This is a genomic window from Paenibacillus chondroitinus NBRC 15376 (assembly GCF_004000765.1).
Taxonomy (GTDB): domain Bacteria; phylum Bacillota; class Bacilli; order Paenibacillales; family NBRC-103111; genus Paenibacillus_E; species Paenibacillus_E chondroitinus.
In genome coordinates, this window is record NZ_BILW01000008.1 from 45,948 (window position 1) to 65,468 (window position 19,521).

16 protein-coding genes are annotated in these 19,521 nt (G+C 48.8%); 3 read left to right on the forward strand and 13 right to left on the reverse strand.

The genetic code is table 11. The annotated features are described in order from the left end of the window. Window positions 1–69 precede the first annotated feature (69 nt). From PCH02S_RS12135 to PCH02S_RS12145, 3 genes are all read left to right on the forward strand, one after another. A complete protein-coding gene (locus PCH02S_RS12135; RefSeq protein ID WP_127453286.1) occupies window positions 70–1,509 on the forward strand; it encodes a VanW family protein in 1,440 nt (479 codons plus the stop codon). A 128-nt stretch (window positions 1,510–1,637) separates the two neighbouring features. Then, complete coding sequence (locus PCH02S_RS12140; RefSeq protein ID WP_127453288.1) at window positions 1,638–2,441, forward strand: HAAS signaling domain-containing protein; 804 nt, start codon at window positions 1,638–1,640, stop codon at window positions 2,439–2,441. A 3-nt stretch (window positions 2,442–2,444) separates the two neighbouring features. Continuing rightward, a complete protein-coding gene (locus tag PCH02S_RS12145) occupies window positions 2,445–3,332 on the forward strand; it encodes a DUF4097 family beta strand repeat-containing protein (RefSeq protein WP_127453290.1) in 888 nt (295 codons plus the stop codon). 63 nt (window positions 3,333–3,395) lie between these two features. On the opposite strand, the gene argH is transcribed toward PCH02S_RS12145, so the two are convergent. The 13 genes from argH to pseC all read right to left on the reverse strand — a co-directional run bounded on the left by argH (window position 3,396) and on the right by pseC (window position 19,492). After that, complete coding sequence (gene argH, locus PCH02S_RS12150; RefSeq protein WP_127453291.1) at window positions 3,396–4,811, reverse strand: argininosuccinate lyase; 1,416 nt, start codon at window positions 4,809–4,811, stop codon at window positions 3,396–3,398. 76 nt (window positions 4,812–4,887) lie between these two features. Then, complete coding sequence (locus tag PCH02S_RS12155; protein ID WP_127453293.1) at window positions 4,888–6,126, reverse strand: argininosuccinate synthase; 1,239 nt, start codon at window positions 6,124–6,126, stop codon at window positions 4,888–4,890. Between the two features lie 34 nt (window positions 6,127–6,160). Then, window positions 6,161–7,120, reverse strand: coding sequence for an ornithine carbamoyltransferase (gene argF / locus PCH02S_RS12160; protein WP_127453295.1), 960 nt, complete (start codon window positions 7,118–7,120; stop codon window positions 6,161–6,163). Between the two features lie 28 nt (window positions 7,121–7,148). Further along, complete coding sequence (locus PCH02S_RS12165) at window positions 7,149–8,345, reverse strand: acetylornithine transaminase (RefSeq protein ID WP_127453296.1); 1,197 nt, start codon at window positions 8,343–8,345, stop codon at window positions 7,149–7,151. 21 nt (window positions 8,346–8,366) lie between these two features. Further along, the gene (argB, locus tag PCH02S_RS12170; RefSeq protein WP_127453494.1) at window positions 8,367–9,137 is read right to left on the reverse strand and encodes an acetylglutamate kinase; all 771 of its coding nucleotides are present in this window, start codon (window positions 9,135–9,137) and stop codon (window positions 8,367–8,369) included. Window positions 9,138–9,175: 38 nt separating this feature from the next. Continuing rightward, entirely contained in the window at window positions 9,176–10,402 is a 1,227-nt protein-coding gene (gene argJ, locus PCH02S_RS12175; protein ID WP_127453298.1) for a bifunctional glutamate N-acetyltransferase/amino-acid acetyltransferase ArgJ, read from the reverse strand. A 26-nt stretch (window positions 10,403–10,428) separates the two neighbouring features. Then, window positions 10,429–11,478 (reverse strand): N-acetyl-gamma-glutamyl-phosphate reductase, encoded by a 1,050-nt coding sequence (gene argC, locus PCH02S_RS12180; protein WP_127453300.1) that lies wholly within the window; start codon window positions 11,476–11,478, stop codon window positions 10,429–10,431. A gap of 636 nt (window positions 11,479–12,114) precedes the next feature. Then, the gene (locus PCH02S_RS12185) at window positions 12,115–12,987 is read right to left on the reverse strand and encodes a YitT family protein (RefSeq protein WP_397370699.1); all 873 of its coding nucleotides are present in this window, start codon (window positions 12,985–12,987) and stop codon (window positions 12,115–12,117) included. Between the two features lie 89 nt (window positions 12,988–13,076). Then, a protein-coding gene (prfB, locus tag PCH02S_RS12190) for a peptide chain release factor 2 (protein WP_127453301.1) occupies window positions 13,077–14,196 on the reverse strand; the annotation gives its coding sequence in 2 pieces (ribosomal slippage) (window positions 13,077–14,123 and window positions 14,125–14,196; 1,119 coding nt in all). A 56-nt stretch (window positions 14,197–14,252) separates the two neighbouring features. Beyond that, window positions 14,253–16,772: a preprotein translocase subunit SecA gene (gene secA / locus PCH02S_RS12195; RefSeq protein WP_127453303.1), complete on the reverse strand. Its 2,520-nt coding sequence runs from the start codon at window positions 16,770–16,772 to the stop codon at window positions 14,253–14,255. 253 nt (window positions 16,773–17,025) lie between these two features. Next, a complete protein-coding gene (gene hpf / locus PCH02S_RS12200) occupies window positions 17,026–17,580 on the reverse strand; it encodes a ribosome hibernation-promoting factor, HPF/YfiA family (RefSeq protein WP_127453305.1) in 555 nt (184 codons plus the stop codon). Between the two features lie 231 nt (window positions 17,581–17,811). Continuing rightward, window positions 17,812–18,009: a cold shock domain-containing protein gene (locus PCH02S_RS12205; protein WP_028556842.1), complete on the reverse strand. Its 198-nt coding sequence runs from the start codon at window positions 18,007–18,009 to the stop codon at window positions 17,812–17,814. Window positions 18,010–18,283: 274 nt separating this feature from the next. Beyond that, window positions 18,284–19,492: a UDP-4-amino-4,6-dideoxy-N-acetyl-beta-L-altrosamine transaminase gene (gene pseC / locus PCH02S_RS12210; RefSeq protein ID WP_127453307.1), complete on the reverse strand. Its 1,209-nt coding sequence runs from the start codon at window positions 19,490–19,492 to the stop codon at window positions 18,284–18,286. Window positions 19,493–19,521 lie beyond the last annotated feature (29 nt).

The following is a 19,521-nucleotide window of genomic DNA, read 5'->3' on the forward strand; positions in this document are numbered from 1 at the left end:
TGATCGGAAAGAAGATACATATGGTAGTACAGGCCTTTCACTCATTCGTATGTAAAGGAGCCGCTGTACATGCCACCCCTCATCAGAAAAGCAACCTTCTATGCGACGATCACCATAGGACTGCTAAGCTCTATAAGTATCGGTCTATACCTGTATGGTTCTCAGAGCACACTGCCTCCGAAATTTACGGTTGCCGGCTGGCGCGTCGGCGGCATGCCTTATGATACGTTCCAGCAGCAATACGAGGAGAGGCTTAAGCTGCTAAACGCTTTTCCTGTCCAATTGCAAACCTCCTATACGGACATCGCCAATCGACAATTGACCCTTGGACAGCTAGGCGTCGAATATCATGATGAGGCCCTCACGCAATCTATCGCCCAATTGTTCAAAGCTTCACCCTTGCAACGGATAAAAGCCCGCTGGGAGCTTCGTCATGCCGATATTCCGATTGAGGTCACCGTGAACGAAGATCAGCTAAACGCAGCGTTGAAAGAGGCATGGAAAGACCTTTATAGCCAGCAGCCTGCGCCGGCGAAGCGGATCGTGACCGCTCAGGACTCGCTAACTTATGAACCGGAACACAGAGTACTACGCATTGACACCGTACATTTGGGGGAACACCTGCAAGAAGTCGCTCCCTCCATTTCGTATATTCACAACGCCGCACCCGTTCGATTGACGCTGCCCTTGTACGAGCAGAGTCCTGCCGTAACCGTAGAAACATTGAAGCAGCAGGGCATCGACCGCAAAATATCCGAGTTTACGACCACATTTCCCGCTTCCGGTGAAGGACGAATTCACAATATTCGTTCTACCGCCGCGTCCATTCAAGATTATCTCATGGCACCAGGAGAGACGTTCGACTATAGCAAAATCATTGCACAGACAGAAACCACGTTCGGCTATAAGGAAGCGCCGGTTATCCTTAACGGCAAGCTGGTTCCCGGCATCGGCGGCGGCATATGCCAAGTATCGACAACACTGTACAATGCTGTTTTGCGCAGCGGACTCGCTATTGTTGAGCGCCGTAACCACTCCCTGCCTGTCAGCTACGTCACGCTTGGACAAGATGCGACTTTTGCCAACGGCTACATCAATTTCAAGTTTCGCAACAATACCGATGCCTATCTATTGATTCGCACTGTCACAACGGATCGGGACGTCACCGTCAAGCTGTTCGGACACATGTCTCCTTCGATCACATATGACATAGAATCAAACGTCACAGAGACGATTCAACCTCCCGTTAAATACTTGCATAATACAACGCTAGCCCCAGGAGCCACTCGGCCCATCAGTACAGGTAAAGCAGGTTACAAAGTTGAAACCTATCGGATTAAAAGGGAAAACGGCGTTTTCGTCAGCAAAGAGCTCATCTCGAAGGATCAGTACTCTCCGGTGCCGACCTTGGTCGCCTCTAACCGGGGCGATATCAAGCCTGAACTAGGGGGCGCACCGGAGCCACAACCCATTTTGGAAGACGGCGTCAAAGGACCTTCCTTCCGGTAATCTTTGTGACTATTTTGAACCATAAAAAGGGTCAAACATCTAAAGGTCATGTGACTGTAGTTACTAGGTCACTATGACTTTTTTTTATTATGATAAGAGTACGCAATATGAGATAAGGAGGATGAACGATGAGCAAGATTGATTATTTCAAAGAACTCAACTATCGACTGCGCGGACTTCCAGAGAAGGAGCGCCAAAATATATTGTCTGTCTACGAGGAATTGTTCCAAAAAGCCATTGAGAACGGCAAACACGAGGATGAGGTAGCACAATCGCTAGGTTATCCGCGAATCCCTAACTGGGACGCACAGAAAGATGCCTCAACGGTCAGCCATCCGGAGTCTGCAAAAAGTGCAAAACAGGAGTCAATTCCTCAAGCTCCTATAGCACCTAAAGCACCTCAAACGCCTCCAACGCCTAAAGCACATCAAGCTCCTCAAGCACCAACAGCTCCTCCGCTTGAGAAAATATATACGAAACCCGAGTCAGCGGCACCAAAGCAGGCACCAGAAGCCGGGGGCTATACACCTCCGTCCTATACGCCGCCGCCTTATGAGAATCCTTATTACGCTCAGCAACCTCCTTACCCCTACCCGGCTAAGCAGGAAACAGGGCTGAAGGCGATTATCGTCAGCATTGCGCTCGGCTTTTTCAACCTCCTGTTCGTTGTTGGCCCATGGTTCGGTATCTTGGCAGCGTTAATCGCGTTATTCGCTTCGGGCTTTGCACTCATCGTCGCTCCGATCGCCGGTATGCTTGGCAGCTTTATGGAGCACGTCGGCAGCGATCTGCAGTTCATTGGATTTACCATGTTGGCATGCTTCGGGTTAGGCGTCATTCTCACTACGCTCAGCACCTGGCTGCTCCAACTTTTTTTCAAAATCACCCGGGCGTACATCCAGTTCAATGCCAAATTAATTAAGGGGGCTTAAGCCGTGAAAAGCAGATATAAATTTTTCTTAATAACGGGCTTTACCTGCCTGGCAGTTGGACTCATCGGTGCGGCTGTTTCCTTCAAAACCTTAGATTTGAATGCAGGCGTCTCCAACATTAATATCGAGAAAAAGATTGCAGCGGCAAATATCGACACCCTCATCCTTCAAAATGATAACTCGAACATCACTTTCGTCCCTACAAACAGCGATGAAATTAAAGTTCACCTGGTCGGTACGGTGCGGGAAGCTAACGCGAATGAATGCACGATTGACGCAGCCACAGAAGGAAGCAATGTATGGCGGGTTGATGTTTGCAAGAAAGAAAAAGATCGCATCAATTTTGGTTTTGACATCACCGAACTCAAAAATTTGATTGCCGGCCGCGGCTTTGGGCTCAAAACCGAAGTCTCCCTACCGGATAAAATGTACAAAGCCATCACCGTTTCTTCCGATACGGGGAGTATCAAATTCAATGATCTCAAATCGGAGAAGCTGACGGCCAATACGGATACCGGCAGCATTTCACTCGACCGTTACGAAGGCAAACAGCTTAACCTCCAAGCTGATACAGGGCATATCAACATCCAGCAAGCCCAAGGAGATATAAAGATAAAAACCGATACGGGCGGCATTACAGCAAAATTAAGCGATATCGGCGACTCCGTTTCCTTAGAATCCGACACCGGCAGTGTCCGCCTTACACTTGAGCCAACGCCTAAAAATGTGAGCTTCGATCTAAGCGCCGATACAGGCAGCGCCAATTTGGAAGTGCCTGGTCTTACTGTAGATCGGGAAGACCATCACTCTGCCAAAGGTACTCTCGGAGATGGCAGCAAAAAAGTGAAAGTTCGCGTCGACACCGGATATATCTCGGTTACGGGTAGATAAGCAGCAAAAAGCCTTCAATTTCATCCATTCGGATGACGTTGAAGGCTTTTTATATCATTAAACTTATTTGCTCTTCTCCAAATATGTTTGCAACCACTCATTGGATTGCGCCAACACTTGCTCGGCGCGGGCAATAGCTTCCGACACTTGATTGCTTGCCGTTCCGCCGTATACATTACGTGCATTCACAACTTGTTCCGGCTGCAGCACGGCATAAATATCGGACTCAAACAGCGTAGAGAACGTTTTGAACTCCTCGATGCTCATATCGAGTAAGTACTTTTTGTTCTGGATGCAATACAGCACCGTTTTGCCGATAACTTCGTGAGCTTGACGGAATGGCAGTCCCTTGTTTACAAGGTAATCGGCGATGTCCGTAGCGTTCGAGAAGTCCTGGTTCACGGCTTGTCTCATGCGATCCGTGTTCACTTTCATGGTAGCGACCATTGGAGCGAACAGTTGAAGCGCGCCTTGCAGCGTGCGAACCGTATCGAACATGCCTTCTTTATCTTCCTGCATGTCCTTGTTATACGCCAGCGGCAGCGACTTCAGCACGGTCATCAGACCGAACAAGTTGCCGTAGACGCGGCCTGTTTTACCGCGGACGAGCTCCGCCACGTCCGGGTTTTTCTTCTGCGGCATGATCGAGCTGCCGGTGCAGAAAGCATCATCGAGTTCAACGAACGCGAACTCGGTGGAAGACCAGAGCACCATTTCCTCGCTGAAGCGAGAAAGGTGCATCATGATCATGGACGCGTTAGAGAGGAACTCCAGGATGAAATCGCGGTCGCTGACCGCATCCAGGGAGTTCTCGTACACGCGTCCGAACCCGAGCTGCTCCGCCACGAAATGGCGGTCGATCGGGAACGTCGTGCCGGCTAGCGCACCAGCGCCCAGCGGCAGGATGTCTACGCGCTTGTAGCTGTCCTGCAAGCGCTCAAGGTCACGCTGGAACATGCTGACATAAGCCATCATGTGATGCGCGAACAAAATCGGCTGCGCACGCTGAAGATGCGTATATCCCGGGATAATCGTATCGATGTTTTTCTTCGCTTGTTCAAGAAGAGCTTCCTGCAGCTTGATGAGGTGGCCAACGAACTCGACTACCCGCTTGCGCAGGTACAGATGCATATCCGTCGCTACCTGATCGTTACGGCTGCGGCCCGTATGCAGCTTGCCGCCAACAGGACCGATCAAATCGATCAGCGTTTTTTCGATATTCATGTGAATATCTTCGTTCTGAATCGTGTACTCCAGCTCGCCGCGGCGAATCATGCCTTGGACCGCATAGAGGCCGTCCTTGATTTTCTCGACATCTTCCGCAGGAAGAATGCCACATTTGCCAAGCATCGTCACGTGCGCCAAGCTGCCTTGAATATCTTCCTCGGCCAGCTCTTTATCAAACATAATTGATGCTGTATATTCTTCAACCAATTGGTCGGTTTGCTTCGTAAATCGTCCACCCCATAGTTTTGACACGTGCACCCACTCCTCTCTATTTGACAGCCCAAAGGCTTTCCACGAGGGAAAGCCCGGTTTCACAGCCTATGTTAACTTACTTCTTAGCGTTTTGCTCAACACCCGAAGATACTTTCAAACGAAGAGCATTCAAGTGAATGAAGCCTGTCGCATCGCCTTGATCGTAAGCTTTCGTCGGATCAGCTTCCATTGTGGCAATATCCGGATTGTACAAGGATACCGGACTTTTCACGCCAGCTCCGATAACGTTGCCTTTGTACAATTTCAAGCGAACTGTACCGGATACGTTCTTTTGGCTTTCTGTAACAAGCGCTTGAATGGCCAAACGCTCTGGAGCGAACCAGAAGCCGTTGTAAACAAGGCTTGCATATTTGGAGATCAGGGAGTCACGAAGGTGCATCACATCGCGGTCCATCGTCAAGGACTCCATTTTGCGGTGAGCGGTGAACAGGATCGTACCGCCTGGAGTTTCATATACGCCGCGGCTCTTCATGCCGACGAAGCGGTTCTCGACCATATCGACACGGCCGATACCGTGCTTGCCGCCGACTTCGTTCAGCGTTTCCATCACTTGAAGCGGCGTCAATTTCGCACCGTTAACGGCTACGCAGTCGCCTTTTTCAAACTCAAGTTCAATGTATTCGGCTTGGTCTGGCGCATCCTCAGGGTCAACGCTCAGCACGAACATATCTTTGTTGGATGTAGCGGATGGATCAAACCAAGGATCCTCCAGCATACCGCTCTCGAAGGAAATGTGAAGCAAGTTGCGGTCTGTCGAATACGGCTTCGCAGCGGATGCCGTTACCGGAATGCCATGTTTCTCGGCATACGCGATCATCTCAGCGCGGCCCGGGAACTGCTCGCGGAATTCTTCCAAACGCCAAGGCGCGATCACCGAAATCTCAGGAGCAAGCGCTGCAGCTGTTAGTTCGAAACGCACTTGGTCGTTTCCTTTGCCGGTTGCGCCGTGTGCAATCGCTGTTGCACCTTCTGCGCGTGCGATTTCAACCATGCGCTTCGCGATCAAAGGACGCGCAATGCTCGTGCCCAGCAGGTATTGGCCTTCATAAAGCGCAGCCGCTTGGAACATCGGGTTGATGAAATCCTTCGCGAACTCGTCGCGCAGATCGTCGATGTAGATTTTGGAGGCGCCGGTTGCGAGCGCTTTTTCTTCCAGACCGTCAAGCTCATCTTTCTGCCCGATATCTGCCGTGAACGCGATGATTTCAGCGTCGTAAGTCTCTTTAAGCCATTTCAAAATTACCGAAGTATCCAACCCGCCGGAATAGGCGAGCACGATTTTTTCCTTAGCCATGTCTACAAATCTCTCCGTTTCTTCTATCTATTTATTATATCATGGTCGCGGCCATAATAGCCTTTTGCGCATGAAGACGATTCTCTGCTTGGTCGAAAATAATGGAATGTGCGCCGTCAATGACGCCTTCGCTCACTTCTTCCCCGCGGTGTGCAGGCAGGCAGTGCATAAACAAGTAATCCGATTTGGCGTACTTCACCAGATCTTCGTTGATTTGGTAGTTTTTAAAAGCAATCTCCCGCTCCTGCTGCTCAGCCTCGAAGCCCATGCTTGCCCATACATCCGTGTAGACGATGTCCGCATTCTCAATCGCTTCGCGAGGGTCGCGTGTGAGAAGTACGCTGCCGCCGTAATGCGCAGCATTTTCCTTGGAATTCTGAATCACTTCCTGGTCAGGATCATAACCCTCAGGAGAAGCAATCGCGAAGTCCATCCCCAATTTGCTTGCCCCCACCATTAAGGAATGCACCATGTTGTTGCCGTCCCCGATGTAAGCTACTTTAATGCCTTTGAGACGGCCCTTTTTCTCAAGAACAGTCTGATAATCCGCCATAACTTGGCAAGGATGCGCATAATCCGTCAGGCCGTTAATAACGGGAACCGTCGCACCGCGCGCAAGATCGATCACCTTACGGTGTTCATACGTACGAATCATAATGCCATCGAGGTAACGGGACAGCGTTTGTGCCGTATCCCAAACCGTTTCACCGCGTCCAAGCTGCAGATCATTTTTGCTCAAAAATAAAGCCTGACCTCCCAGTTGGTACATCCCCACTTCAAAGGAAACACGCGTACGCGTCGAGGATTTCTCGAAGATCATCCCGAGTGTCTTGCCGGCAAGCACAGCATGAGGCTCTCTAGCCTTTTGCTTACGCTTGAGCTCGATCCCGTAGTGAATTAAGTATTCGATTTCTTCCGGTGTATAGTCAGCCAAAGCAAGGAAATCTTTGCCCTTCAATTGGGCAGCCATTTCTTCTTGTAAGGTAATATTCATTTCATTCAACCTCTCTCCTGTTACTTCCCTAGATGCTGCTGATCGTAGATGCCTTCTCTGCAAGGACCGCGCACAGCACATCCAGCCCTTGATCCAAATCTTCTTGCGGTATATTTAAGGCCGGCACTAAACGAATAACGTTAGGCCCAGCTGGAATAACGAGCACGCCTTTTTTATGAATTTCATTAATGATTTCACCTGCAGGTTGCGTGCACTCAATCCCGATCAAAAGCCCGATACCGCGAATTTTCGCGATTAGCGGATTGCCGGCAAGCTTGCTCTCCAGCTTCTTGATCGTGTACTCACCTAGCTCTGCTGCGCGTTCCGGCAGCTTCTGTGCAAGGATTGTATCCACAGCCGCAAAACCCGCAGCCGTCGCAATCGGCGTTCCACCAAATGTCGAACCATGACTGCCAGCGCTAAAACCTTCAGCAAGGAAAGCTTTCCCCAGCATAGCCCCAATCGGGAATCCGCCGCCCAGTCCTTTGGCCAATGTGAAAATGTCAGGCTCCACACCATAGTGTTCATAGGCAAAAAGCTTGCCTGTACGTCCTACGCCCGTTTGGATTTCATCCGCTATCAAAAGCAGGCCTTCCTGTTTGCACAGCTCCGCCAATTGTTTCACGAATTCCGGATCAGCCGGCAATACGCCGCCTTCCCCTTGTACCATTTCCAACATGATCGCACATGTTTTGTCATTCACAAGACTGCGCACAGCCTCGATATCGTTATAAGGCGCATACACGAAGCCTTCAGGAAGCGGAAGGAAGCCTTCCTTCACTTTGTCTTGACCTGTAGCGGTCAATGTTGCCAATGTCCGTCCGTGGAACGACATGTTGAACGTAATAATCTCGTACCGACCGTTGTTCAGCACCTTTTGGTTGTAGCGACGCGCCAGCTTAATTGCGGCCTCATTCGCCTCTGCTCCTGTGGAACAGAAAAATACAGCATCCGCACAACTGTTAGCCGTAAGCAAGGAAGCTAGTTTTTCCTGGTTCGGAATATGGAAAAGGTTGCTGACATGCCATAGCTGATCAAGCTGCTGAACAAGCTGCTCCTTCACTTCTTTAGGCGCATGCCCGAGGTTCGCTACCGCAATTCCGCTCATCAAATCGATGTACTCCTTACCTGTATCGTCCCATAGTCGGCTGCCCTCCCCCTTCACCAGCGTAATTGGATATCTGGCGTACGTTGGAAAGAGCGAGCTTTTACCCGTTTCACTCATGTACATTCCCTCCTTATAGTGTTATCGTACAATTCTTGTACCAATTCCCGTGCCCTTCAGCACTTTGCTAAGCACATTCGGCTCCGCTCCATTCACAATCACAACTTCCTGCACCTTGCCTTGAATGCAAGCGATCGCTGCGCGAACTTTCGGAATCATACCGCCGTAAATGTCTCCACTTGCAATCATTTCTTCGATCTCAGCAACACTCACAACCGGCAGCACCTGCTTCTCGCCGTCTACGGTCTTCATGATGCCAGGTACGTCTGTCACGACAACCATTTGTTCCACGCCAAGGTGGGAGGCCACCGCGCCAGCTGCCGTATCCGCATTAATATTGTAACGCTGTCCGCCATCTTCACCAAGCCCAACCGGCGCAATAACCGGAATGTAGCCCATGTTCACGATGCCTTGGATCAGCTCCGCGTTCACCTTCGTCACATCGCCGACTAAACCGACCTCGTGGCTGTTCGCCACCGGCTTAGCTTCAATTAAATGTCCATCCACACCGGACAAACCTAACGCTGCTGCACCTGTCAATTGAATGCGGCGTACGATCTCTTTGTTGATCTGGCCGGAAAGCACCATCTCTACAACGTCGAGCACCGCTTCGTTCGTCACTCGCAAGCCGTTCACGAAACCGGACTCGATGCCCAGCTTCCCGAGCGTTTCCGAAATGGCAGGGCCGCCGCCGTGAACGATAACCGTTACGATGCCTTCCTCCTGAAGCTGACGCATATCTTCAAAAAAGCTGGCAGGCAGCGCCGCAAGCGTGCTGCCTCCGCATTTCATCACAAAGCAATTGTTCTTCACTGCGTTCGGTCCCCTTCTTATGTGCGGTATGCCGCGTTAATGCGCACGTAATCATATGTCAAATCGCAGCCCCAGCCCGTTGCCTTGCCAGTGCCCATATGTAAATTCACATGAATTTGAATGGTATCTGTTTTCAAATAAGCAAGCGCCGCTTCCTCATCGAACTTCACCGGACGCGATTGCTCGAGCACTGCGATATCGCCTAAGCGAATATCGACGGTGTTCACATTCACCGGTTGTCCCGAGTAACCGACAGCTGCAATGATTCGGCCCCAGTTCGCGTCAGCGCCGTACACAGCGGACTTCACAAGGCTCGATCCGATGATCGATTTCACGATCTTGCGAGCTGCTTCGTCGCTCTCCGCGCCGATAACCGTCGTCTCAATCAGCTTCGTTGCGCCCTCGCCGTCGCGTGCAATCGCTTTGGCCAAATACTCGCCAACGTATTGGAAACCTGCTGCGAATGCTTCCCAATCCGGATGCTCCGGAGTCAGTGTCTCGCCGCCAGCCAAACCGCTAGCCATCACCACGACCATGTCGTTGGTGGAGGTATCGCCGTCAACAGTAATCATGTTGAAGGTGTTATCTGTAATCCTGCTAAGCAGCTGCTGCAGGTATTCGCTTTCGATCGGTGCGTCGGTTGTCATGAAACCGAGCATCGTCGCCATGTTCGGGTGAATCATCCCCGAACCTTTGGCTGCACCGGCAATGTGAACCTCTTTGCCGCCCACAACAAGACGGACACACGTCATCTTCTGCACAAGATCCGTTGTCAGGATCGCCTGGCAGAAGTCTTCGCCTCCGTCTAGCTTAATGCGCTGCGGCAGCTGCTCGATGCCTGCCAGCACTTTGCCCATCGGCAGAAGCTCGCCGATTACGCCTGTGCTCGTCACGCCGACTTGATGCTCAGCTACGCCTAGCGCCTTCGCGCTGGCTGCACGCATCGCGTACGCGTCGTCTTCGCCTTGCTGGCCGGTGCACGCGTTGGCGTTGCCGCTGTTCACGATCATGGCCTGCAGCTTGCCGCCTTGGGCAATGCTTTCTTGCGTCACGCGCAGCGGTGCCGCTTGAAACGCGTTCAGCGTGTACACGCCTGCCGCTGCCGCCGGCACATCACATACGATCGCGCCTAGATCAAAGCGCTCCGTTTTCTTTAATCCACAGTGCAGGCCGCCTGCACGAAAGCCTTTCGGTGTCGTTACTGTGCCCTCAGGCACCACCGTGAAACTAACTGTATCCAACATCCTCGTCTCCTCACATGTTCCGCTTCTTATGGATATACCGGTGCGAAAAGCAATCCGGTCGTTTCTTCCCAACCGTACATCAAGTTCAAGTTTTGAATGGCCTGCCCGGCAGCGCCTTTCACGACATTATCAATAACGGAAACAATCGTCACGCGACCCGTCCGCTCATCCACGGAAAAACCAATATCACAATAATTAGAACCATACACTTCCTTCGTGGAAGGGAACTTGCCTTCTTGACGAATCCGTACAAACTTGCGACCCTCATAGAATTGACGATAGAGTTCAATAAAATCTGCAGCCGTATGCTCACCATTGACGGTAGCGTACATCGTGGACATAATTCCACGCGTCATTGGCACAAGATGTGTTGTAAATGTCGTCACAACCGGCTTACCCGCTACACGGCTGAGCGCTTGCTCAATTTCCGGAATATGCTGATGTTTATTCACTTTATACACATTCAAATTCTCATTGACTTCCGCGTAGTGTACGCCCAGATTAACGCCGCGCCCTGCGCCGGATACGCCCGATTTGGCATCAATGATGATCGTGGACGGATCAATCCAGCCTGCTTTCACAGCAGGGATTAGCCCCAGCAGCGTTGCTGTCGGGTAACAGCCAGGATTTGCGATCAAATTGCTGCCTTTGACTTCGTCCCCGAATACCTCGGACAAAGCATAGATCGACTTCGCCAACATGTCCTCGGAAGCCGGCTTCTTTTTGTACCATTTTTCATAATCACTGCTTGATTTCAATCTCAAATCCCCAGAAATGTCAATAACCTTCAGCCCGGCAGCCAAAAGTTTGGGTGAAAGCTCTGCACTTACGCCCGCTGGTGTTGCCAGGAACACGACATCGGATTTGCTAGCAATAAGATCAACATCGAGTTGATCCAAGATATCAACAACCACTTCCTGCAAATGCGGAAAATGATCAGCAAGCGGAGCTCCCGCATTCGAGGTCGAGATGACCGAAGTGATTTTCACAAGAGGATGCGCCTGCAAAAGACGAATTACTTCCGCGCCACCGTACCCTGTAGCCCCAATAATAGCCGCTCTAACGATTTGACTCATATGAATTCCCCCGTTACTCCGAAAATATATGTATGATTATACAGTCATATACATAATAATTCAATGAATTTTTTTCACCAGTTTTCTCCGTTTTCATCCTTTTGGATCCGATATGAATCAAGGGTTTCCCCGCTTTTTCAACAAAAATCTTGCATGGAGTTTCACGCAGTCGTTTGGACGAAAAAAATTCATAATATGCATAGATGTTTTGTTCAATCATGAACAGTTATATTATCCCAAATAAATTGATGGACAAGCAACATTTTTTTATGGCCGTCTGTGACTCTTTTCGGGAGATTGTTGAAGCTGTGTCAGGATATTCTCGGTCATTGCATCAGTCATTAGGGATCATTCTATGTTGTACTTTATACATCATTATCGCTACATTTGAGGCCTAGTCTTCCCCCTCACTGTACTTTGTGCAACTATTTTAGCTAAAAGGGGCTGATTACAGTGCTTTTTAACCGAAATGATTGCACTTTATACAAGATAGGACCGGGCTTTATGCAGATGTCGCTGCCATGTTGCAAAAAATACAATCAAGTTACCTTTTCGATATCATGCGCCGTAGTCCATTCACACAAAAAAGACGTGCACTAAGCACGTCTTCATGTAATATGGCCAGCCGCAAGGCTTCTAAGCATGCCGCTTAAAGCCCTCACCCAACACCTCATTCGTTTCGCTCAAAATGACAAACGCCTGCGGGTCCACCGACTGGACCAGCGTTTTCAATCGACTTACCTCGTTCTGCTTCACGACGACCATCATCACATTGCGCGACTCCCCGGTAAAACCGCCGGATCCGTTAAGCTCGGTCAGCCCGCGATCCAAATCAAACAAAATGGCTTTGCGAATCGCATCCGAATGGTCCGAAATAATGAAAGCTACTTTTGCGTAGTTGAAGCCGACCTGCACGATATCAATCGTTTTGGTCGTCACGAATAAGCCGATCATTCCGTACAGCGCATTCTCCGGCGTGAACACTAGCGCTGACGAGATGATCACCAGGCCGTCAAATACCGCAACAGAGAAGCCTAAGCTTAATCCTGTGTACTTATGTAAAATTTGCGCGGCCAGCCCAAGTCCGCCTGTCGATCCACGTCCGCGAAAAACAATTCCTAGTCCAAGCCCGACACCAATTCCGCCATAAACGGCAGCGAGCAAAGGATTGTGCGTCGGCACGCCTATATGGCTGGTGACCAGGACGCATAGCGGAAATATGACCGAACCAACTGCCGCCTTCACACCGAAGTGTCCCCCCAACAGCCATAAGGCTAAAAGGAAAATGGGAATGTTCAGCGCCCATTGGGTGATAGCTGGATTCAAACCTGAAAGGTGTTGAATGATGGTCGAAATGCCCGAAACCCCGCCGGTCGCAATTTGGTTCGGGTTCAAAAAGCAGTTAAAGCTTGCTGCCATGACCAACGAGCCTATAACTAGCAAGGAATATTCAAATACGGTATGTGCAGGACTTCCTATCCGTATCAGTGGTTCTCTTCTGGCCACGATAGGCCTCCTCTCACAAAAAATCCTACACCTGTTAGGTGTAGGATGATCGTCAATTGCTTTTGTTATGCGTTTCCTCTGTCGTAAGGACACTACTCCGCGTTGTCCGGCTTGCGAATCTGATGACGCAGGTAGGCATCAATAAAGGAATCCAGATCCCCGTCCATGACCGCACCGATATTCCCGGTCTCCGCCGAAGTCCTGTGATCCTTCACCATGCTGTACGGATGAAAAACGTACGAACGAATTTGGCTGCCCCAACCAATGTCGGACTGCTCGCCGCGAATTTCAGCCAAATGCTTCATTTGCGCTTCGATTTTCTTCTCATACAGCTTGGAACGCAGCATTTTCATTGCTTTCTCGCGGTTCTTGATCTGTGAACGCTCCTGCTGACAACTCACCACGACCCCTGTCGGTATATGCGTAATCCGCACGGCCGAATCCGTGGTGTTGATGTGCTGACCGCCGGCGCCACTTGCCCGATAGGTATCGATTTTGAGATCCTCCGTGCGGATCTCAACCTCCGTATCGTCCTCGATCTCCGGCATGATGTCGCACGACACGAAGGACGTGTGGCGTCTGCCTGAGGCATCAAACGGCGAAATCCGCACGAGCCGGTGCACGCCCTTCTCCGCCTTCAAGTAGCCGTAGGCGTTGAAGCCCGTGATCTGCAGCGTGACACTCTTCACGCCGGCTTCGTCGCCGGGCAAATAGTCGAGTACCTCGACTTTGTAGCCCCGCTTCTCCGCCCAGCGGCGATACATGCGCAGCAGCATCTCCGCCCAGTCCTGCGACTCCGTGCCGCCGGCCCCCGGATGCAGCTCTAGAATCGCATTCAGCCGATCATACGGCTGATTCAGTAACAGGCCAAGCTCGAAGCTTTCGAGCTTGGTCTTCAAGGCCGCGATGCCTTTCTCAATATCAGCCACCAGGCCTGCATCGCTTTCCTCTTCCTCGAGCTCGACCATGACCTGCAGGTCGTCAAACTCGTTCGTGAAGCCCTGAAACTGATCCACAACGCTTTTGATCGCGTTGAGCTCGGAGATGGTCTTCTGGGCGCGTTCGTTATCGTCCCAGAAGTCCGGGGCCCCCATTTTTTCCTCAAAATCGCCGATCGCTTCCAACTTATGATCTAAGTCAAAGAGACCCCCGTAATTCGGTTAGTCGCCTTGCTGTTTCTCTTAAATCCTGTTTCACTTCTGGTTCCAGCATGTCTTACACCTCTTTATTCTCTTGTGCCTTTGTTAACCGGATCGCGTCAGCTTCGCTTAGCTGCCTTGTCCGTGGCACTGTTTGAACTTTTTACCGCTGCCGCATGGACATGGGTCGTTACGTCCGATACGTTGCTCCTCATCGCGTACAACCGGTTTCTTGCCGCCAGCTTCGTTCTTCGTATCCACCGCCTGCCCTTCGGCTACGGCTTGACGCTCCAGGTTGCTTTGAACATGAGCTTTCATGATATACATCGCAACTTCTTCGCGAATGTTATCAATCATCTCCTGGAACATCTCGAAACCTTCGAACTGGTACTCACGAAGCGGATCCGTACCGCCGTATGCGCGTAAGTGGATACCTTGACGCAATTGATCCATCGCATCAATATGATCCATCCATTTGCTGTCTACTGCACGAAGCGCAACAACCTTCTCGAATTCACGCATGAATTCCGGTCCGATCTCTTCTTCACGCTCGTCATAACGTTTGCTGACAAGATCTTTGATCAAATCAATGATCTCTTCTTGCTCTTTGCCCCAAATATCTTGATCGCTAATATGCGCATCTTCCTGTAGGAAGTTGTTGTTCACGAAATTCGCGACCTCTGTAAGCTCCCACTCCTCCGGAATTTGCTCCTCCGGACAGTGCGCTTTCACAACGCGCTCAATCACTGCGTTAATCATACCCTCGATGACTTCGCGGATATTTTCGGATTCCAGCAGTTCGCGGCGCTGTTTATAAATAATTTCACGTTGTTGGTTCATCACATCGTCATACTGAAGGACCACTTTACGAACGTCGAAGTTATTTCCTTCCACGCGTTTTTGTGCGGATTCAACGGCACGCGAGATCAACTTGCTCTCAATCGGCTGGTCTTCTTCCATTCCGAGACGGTCCATCATCGCCATGATGTTTTCTGCTCCGAAACGTTTCATCAATTCATCCTCTAGAGAGAGGTAGAATTGCGACGAACCAGGGTCGCCTTGACGGCCTGCACGACCGCGCAACTGATTATCGATTCGTCTGCTTTCATGACGTTCTGTACCTATAATATGCAGTCCACCGATATCATGTACGCCTTCGCCAAGCATAATGTCCGTACCGCGGCCCGCCATATTCGTAGCAATCGTCACCGATCCCGGTTGACCTGCACGTGATACGATTTCAGCTTCTTCCGCATGGTATTTGGCGTTGAGGACTTTGTGCTGTACGCCTTTCTTTTTGAGCATCTCGGAAAGTCTTTCGGAGTTCTCGATCGAAACCGTACCAACAAGAACCGGTTGATTCAGCTTGTGTTTCTCCACAATTTGCTCAACAACCGCTCTGAACTTACCATTTTCCGACTTGTACACGACATCCGGCATATCTTTACGAATCATCGGACGGTTCGTTGGAACAATGATAACTTCAAGCCCATAAATTTTCTTGAGCTCTTCTTCTTCCGTTTTCGCCGTACCGGTCATACCCGCAAGCTTGCGGTACATCCGGAAATAGTTCTGGAACGTAATCGTCGCCAGCGTCATGCTCTCATTCTGAACTTGCAGCTGCTCTTTGGCCTCAATGGCTTGGTGGAGCCCATCACTATAACGACGGCCTGTCATAATACGGCCTGTAAACTCATCAACAATCATAACCTCGTCGTCTTGCACGACGTAGTCCACATCACGTCTCATGATGAAACGCGCTTTAAGGGCTTGAGTCACATGGTGGTTAATGTTCACATTCTGATGATCAAATAAGTTCTCAATGCCGAATGCGCGCTCTGCTTTCGCAACCCCTTCTTCCGTAAGAGCTACGGAACGCACTTTAATATCAATCGTGTAATCCTCTTCTATTTTCAAATTGGACACAAAACGGTCCGCCGAATAATACAAATCCGTTGATTTGGCAGCTTGTCCCGAAATAATAAGAGGCGTTCTAGCTTCATCGACCAGAATGGAGTCAACTTCATCGATAACCGCGTAATAAAGCGGACGCTGTACCATCTGCTCTTTGTAGAGCACCATGTTATCTCTCAGGTAGTCGAACCCGTATTCATTGTTCGTTCCATACGTAATATCGCAGGCATAAGCTGCTTGCTTTTCCTCATGGGAAAGTTCATGCAGATTGACCCCGACCGTCAGACCAAGGAATTCATAAATCTGGCCCATTTCGCCGCTATCACGTTGTGCCAAATAGTCATTGACCGTTACCACGTGAACGCCTTTACCCAGCAAGGCATTCAAATAAACAGGAAGTGTTCCAACTAACGTTTTCCCTTCCCCAGTTCTCATCTCGGCGATACGGCCTTCGTGCAGCACCATACCCCCAATAAGTTGAACGTCGTAATGACGTTTACCCAATACACGTTTGGCCGCCTCTCTGACTACGGCAAAAGCTTCAGGAAGCAAATCATCCAATTCCTCGCCCTTTTCCAAGCGATTACGGAACTCCACAGTCTTGCCTCTTAACTCTTCATCAGATAATGGCTCAATGCCTGCTTCAAGCTCGTTGATATACTCAACGGCTTTCAACATCCGTTTAACTTCCCGTTCATTGGAATCACCAAAAATCTTCTTCACTAGTCCTAGCATCGGTGAACCCCTTTCTATTGCATTCGTATCCTTAAATTGTACCACCTTTGACTGCCCTGCCGCAACAAACCCTCGGCCTACATTCATATAAACTGCTTATGGCCTTCAAAAGTTTCACGTTTTAGCTTATTTCTATAGTATTGAAACGTTATCGAAAATGCATGCATGCAAAATAAACGTATCTACAATGCTCTATCAATAGAAAAGAGCTCAATTCGACCGAATCGAATCAAGCTCTTGGTAAGTATTTATTTTATTTGTAAATAGCCGGTTCAATCAATCCGTACTTGCCATCATTACGCTTATAAACTACGTTGACAGAATCTGTGTCCATATTGGAGAAAACAAAGAAACTGTGACCAACCAAATTCATTTGCAAAATCGCTTCCTCCACATCCATCGGCTTCAAATCGAAGCGTTTGTTGCGGACCAATTCAAAGTCTTCTTCCTCTTCCACGAAAGTGACAGGTGATGTTTCCATTTTAAACAAATCACGCTTGCCGCCTTCTTCGCGAATTTTGCGGTTGGTTCTCGTTTTATGCTTGCGAATTTGGCGCTCTAACTTGTCCACAACCAAATCAATCGAAGCATACATATCAGAGTTGCGTTCCTCTGCTCTAAGCAGCACGCCAGTTAAAGGAATGGCGACCTCGATGGTTTGCAAATCTTTGACCACACTTAGCTTTACTTGTACATCGGATGTAAGGGGAGCTTCAAAATACCTATCTAGTCTGTTTAATTTTTTCTCGACATAGTCCCTGAGGGCCTCAGTTACTTCAAGGTGTTCTCCGCGAATGCTAATCATCATAGTTAAACATCTCCCTTCCTACTTACAGTATACTACATTCCACCCCATCTTCATAATTCCTTTAAATTCCGACCATAATATGTATACCAATGATAAATGACTTCGTCTTCCGTTTAGGATGAACGCGTTTGTCAAGGTAGATGCGAAGCTACGCAAAAAAACACCCCGGGATGATTCCCAAGGTGTGCATGTTCGTAGGTGTATACTAGCGGCACCGACCGTGCCGGATGATTATAGTCTGCTAACGTTAGCTGCTTGCGGACCGCGTGCGCCTTCTACGATGTCAAACTCTACTGCTTGACCTTCGTCCAGCGTTTTGAATCCTTCGGATTGAATAGCTGAGAAATGCACGAATACATCTCCACCATCTTCACGCTCAATGAAACCATAGCCTTTCTCTGCGTTGAACCATTTCACTTTACCTTGCATAACGTACACATTCCCTTCGTTTTAAAAAATGTAATAATCATAAGCAAATGAATAATGTAAGCCCTTACTTTTTGACTATAACACCCGTCTGCTTGACCTGTCAATTTGAAACTTGCCAATCAAGTAAATTTTTTGAAAATTCGGGTATATACAAATCGTGGATAACTGCAAAATTTGTAGAATATTGTCGTGGCGCGGGTTTATTCACTTTATTCACAGAGTTATGCACAGGTTTGTGCACATTATCCACAGGCCTCACAAGACAAAAAACCATCTACTTCGCGTAAAATGTTAATACTTTATTTACAGTGTTTATAACATCTTGGATATCCTGATCTATCATGGCCGGGAACAGCGGAAGAGAAATAATACCTTCGTAAAGATTTTCCGCTATTGGTGCAATCCCTTTCTTGTACCCTAATCTCTTGTAGTAAGGGTGGTAATGCACAGGAAGATAATGAACATTAACACCAATGTTTTGTTTTCTCAATGCATCAAAAATATCCTTACGACTTCCAGTTAACTTTGATAAATCGAGTTGAATAATATAGAGATGCCAGCTAGAATTGCGATCTGGTTTCTGATAGGGTGTAATAATTGCTGGTGTATGCGCAAAAGCTTCTGAATACTGCTTTGCTATTTCTCGTCTACGGGCAACAAACTCATCTATTTTTTTCAGTTGTGAGGAACCTAACGCCGCCTGAATATCTGTCATACGGTAGTTAAACCCTAGTTCTTGCATCTCATAATACCAGTCACCTTCAGCCTGTGATTCAAGCAATTCTTTTTCCCGGGTAATACCGTGACTTCGAAAAAGAAGCAATTTCTGATATAACTCATCTGAATTAGTAGTAATTACGCCACCCTCTCCAGTAGTTACATGTTTAACAGGATGGAAACTAAACATCGTCATATCTGCGATTGAACCAACTTTTCGACCTTTGTAATCAGCACCCAGCGAATGGGCAGCGTCTTCAATTACTATTAGATTTCGCTCCTTTGCAAGCTGCATAATTTCTACTAAATCTACGGGCTGGCCTGTAAAATCTACGGGAATGATCGCTTTTGTTTTAGGAGAGATCAAAACTTTAATCTTCTCACTATCTATGTTGTAAGTATCCAATTCAATATCTGCGAATACCACTTCACCACCACAATAACGTACACAATTTGCACTTGCAGCAAAGGTCATTGAAGTTGTAATTACCTCATCCCCTTCACCTATTTCTGCAGCAAAACAAGCTCCATGAAGCGCTGCTGTCCCATTTGAAAAAGCCACTGCAAATTTAGCACCTACATAACGTGCTACTGAATCCTCAAATTCCTTAATTCTTGGTCCTTGTGTTAAAAAGGGAGATCGAAGCGTTGCAATAACAGCTTCAATGTCTGTCTCATCTAGAGACTGTCTACCATAAGGAAGCATTGTATCCCGAACTGGAACGTCCTCGAAGAGCACTGGTTGCGAATTTTTTGTATTAACCATTTGAAATACCTCCGATATTTTAAAAATAG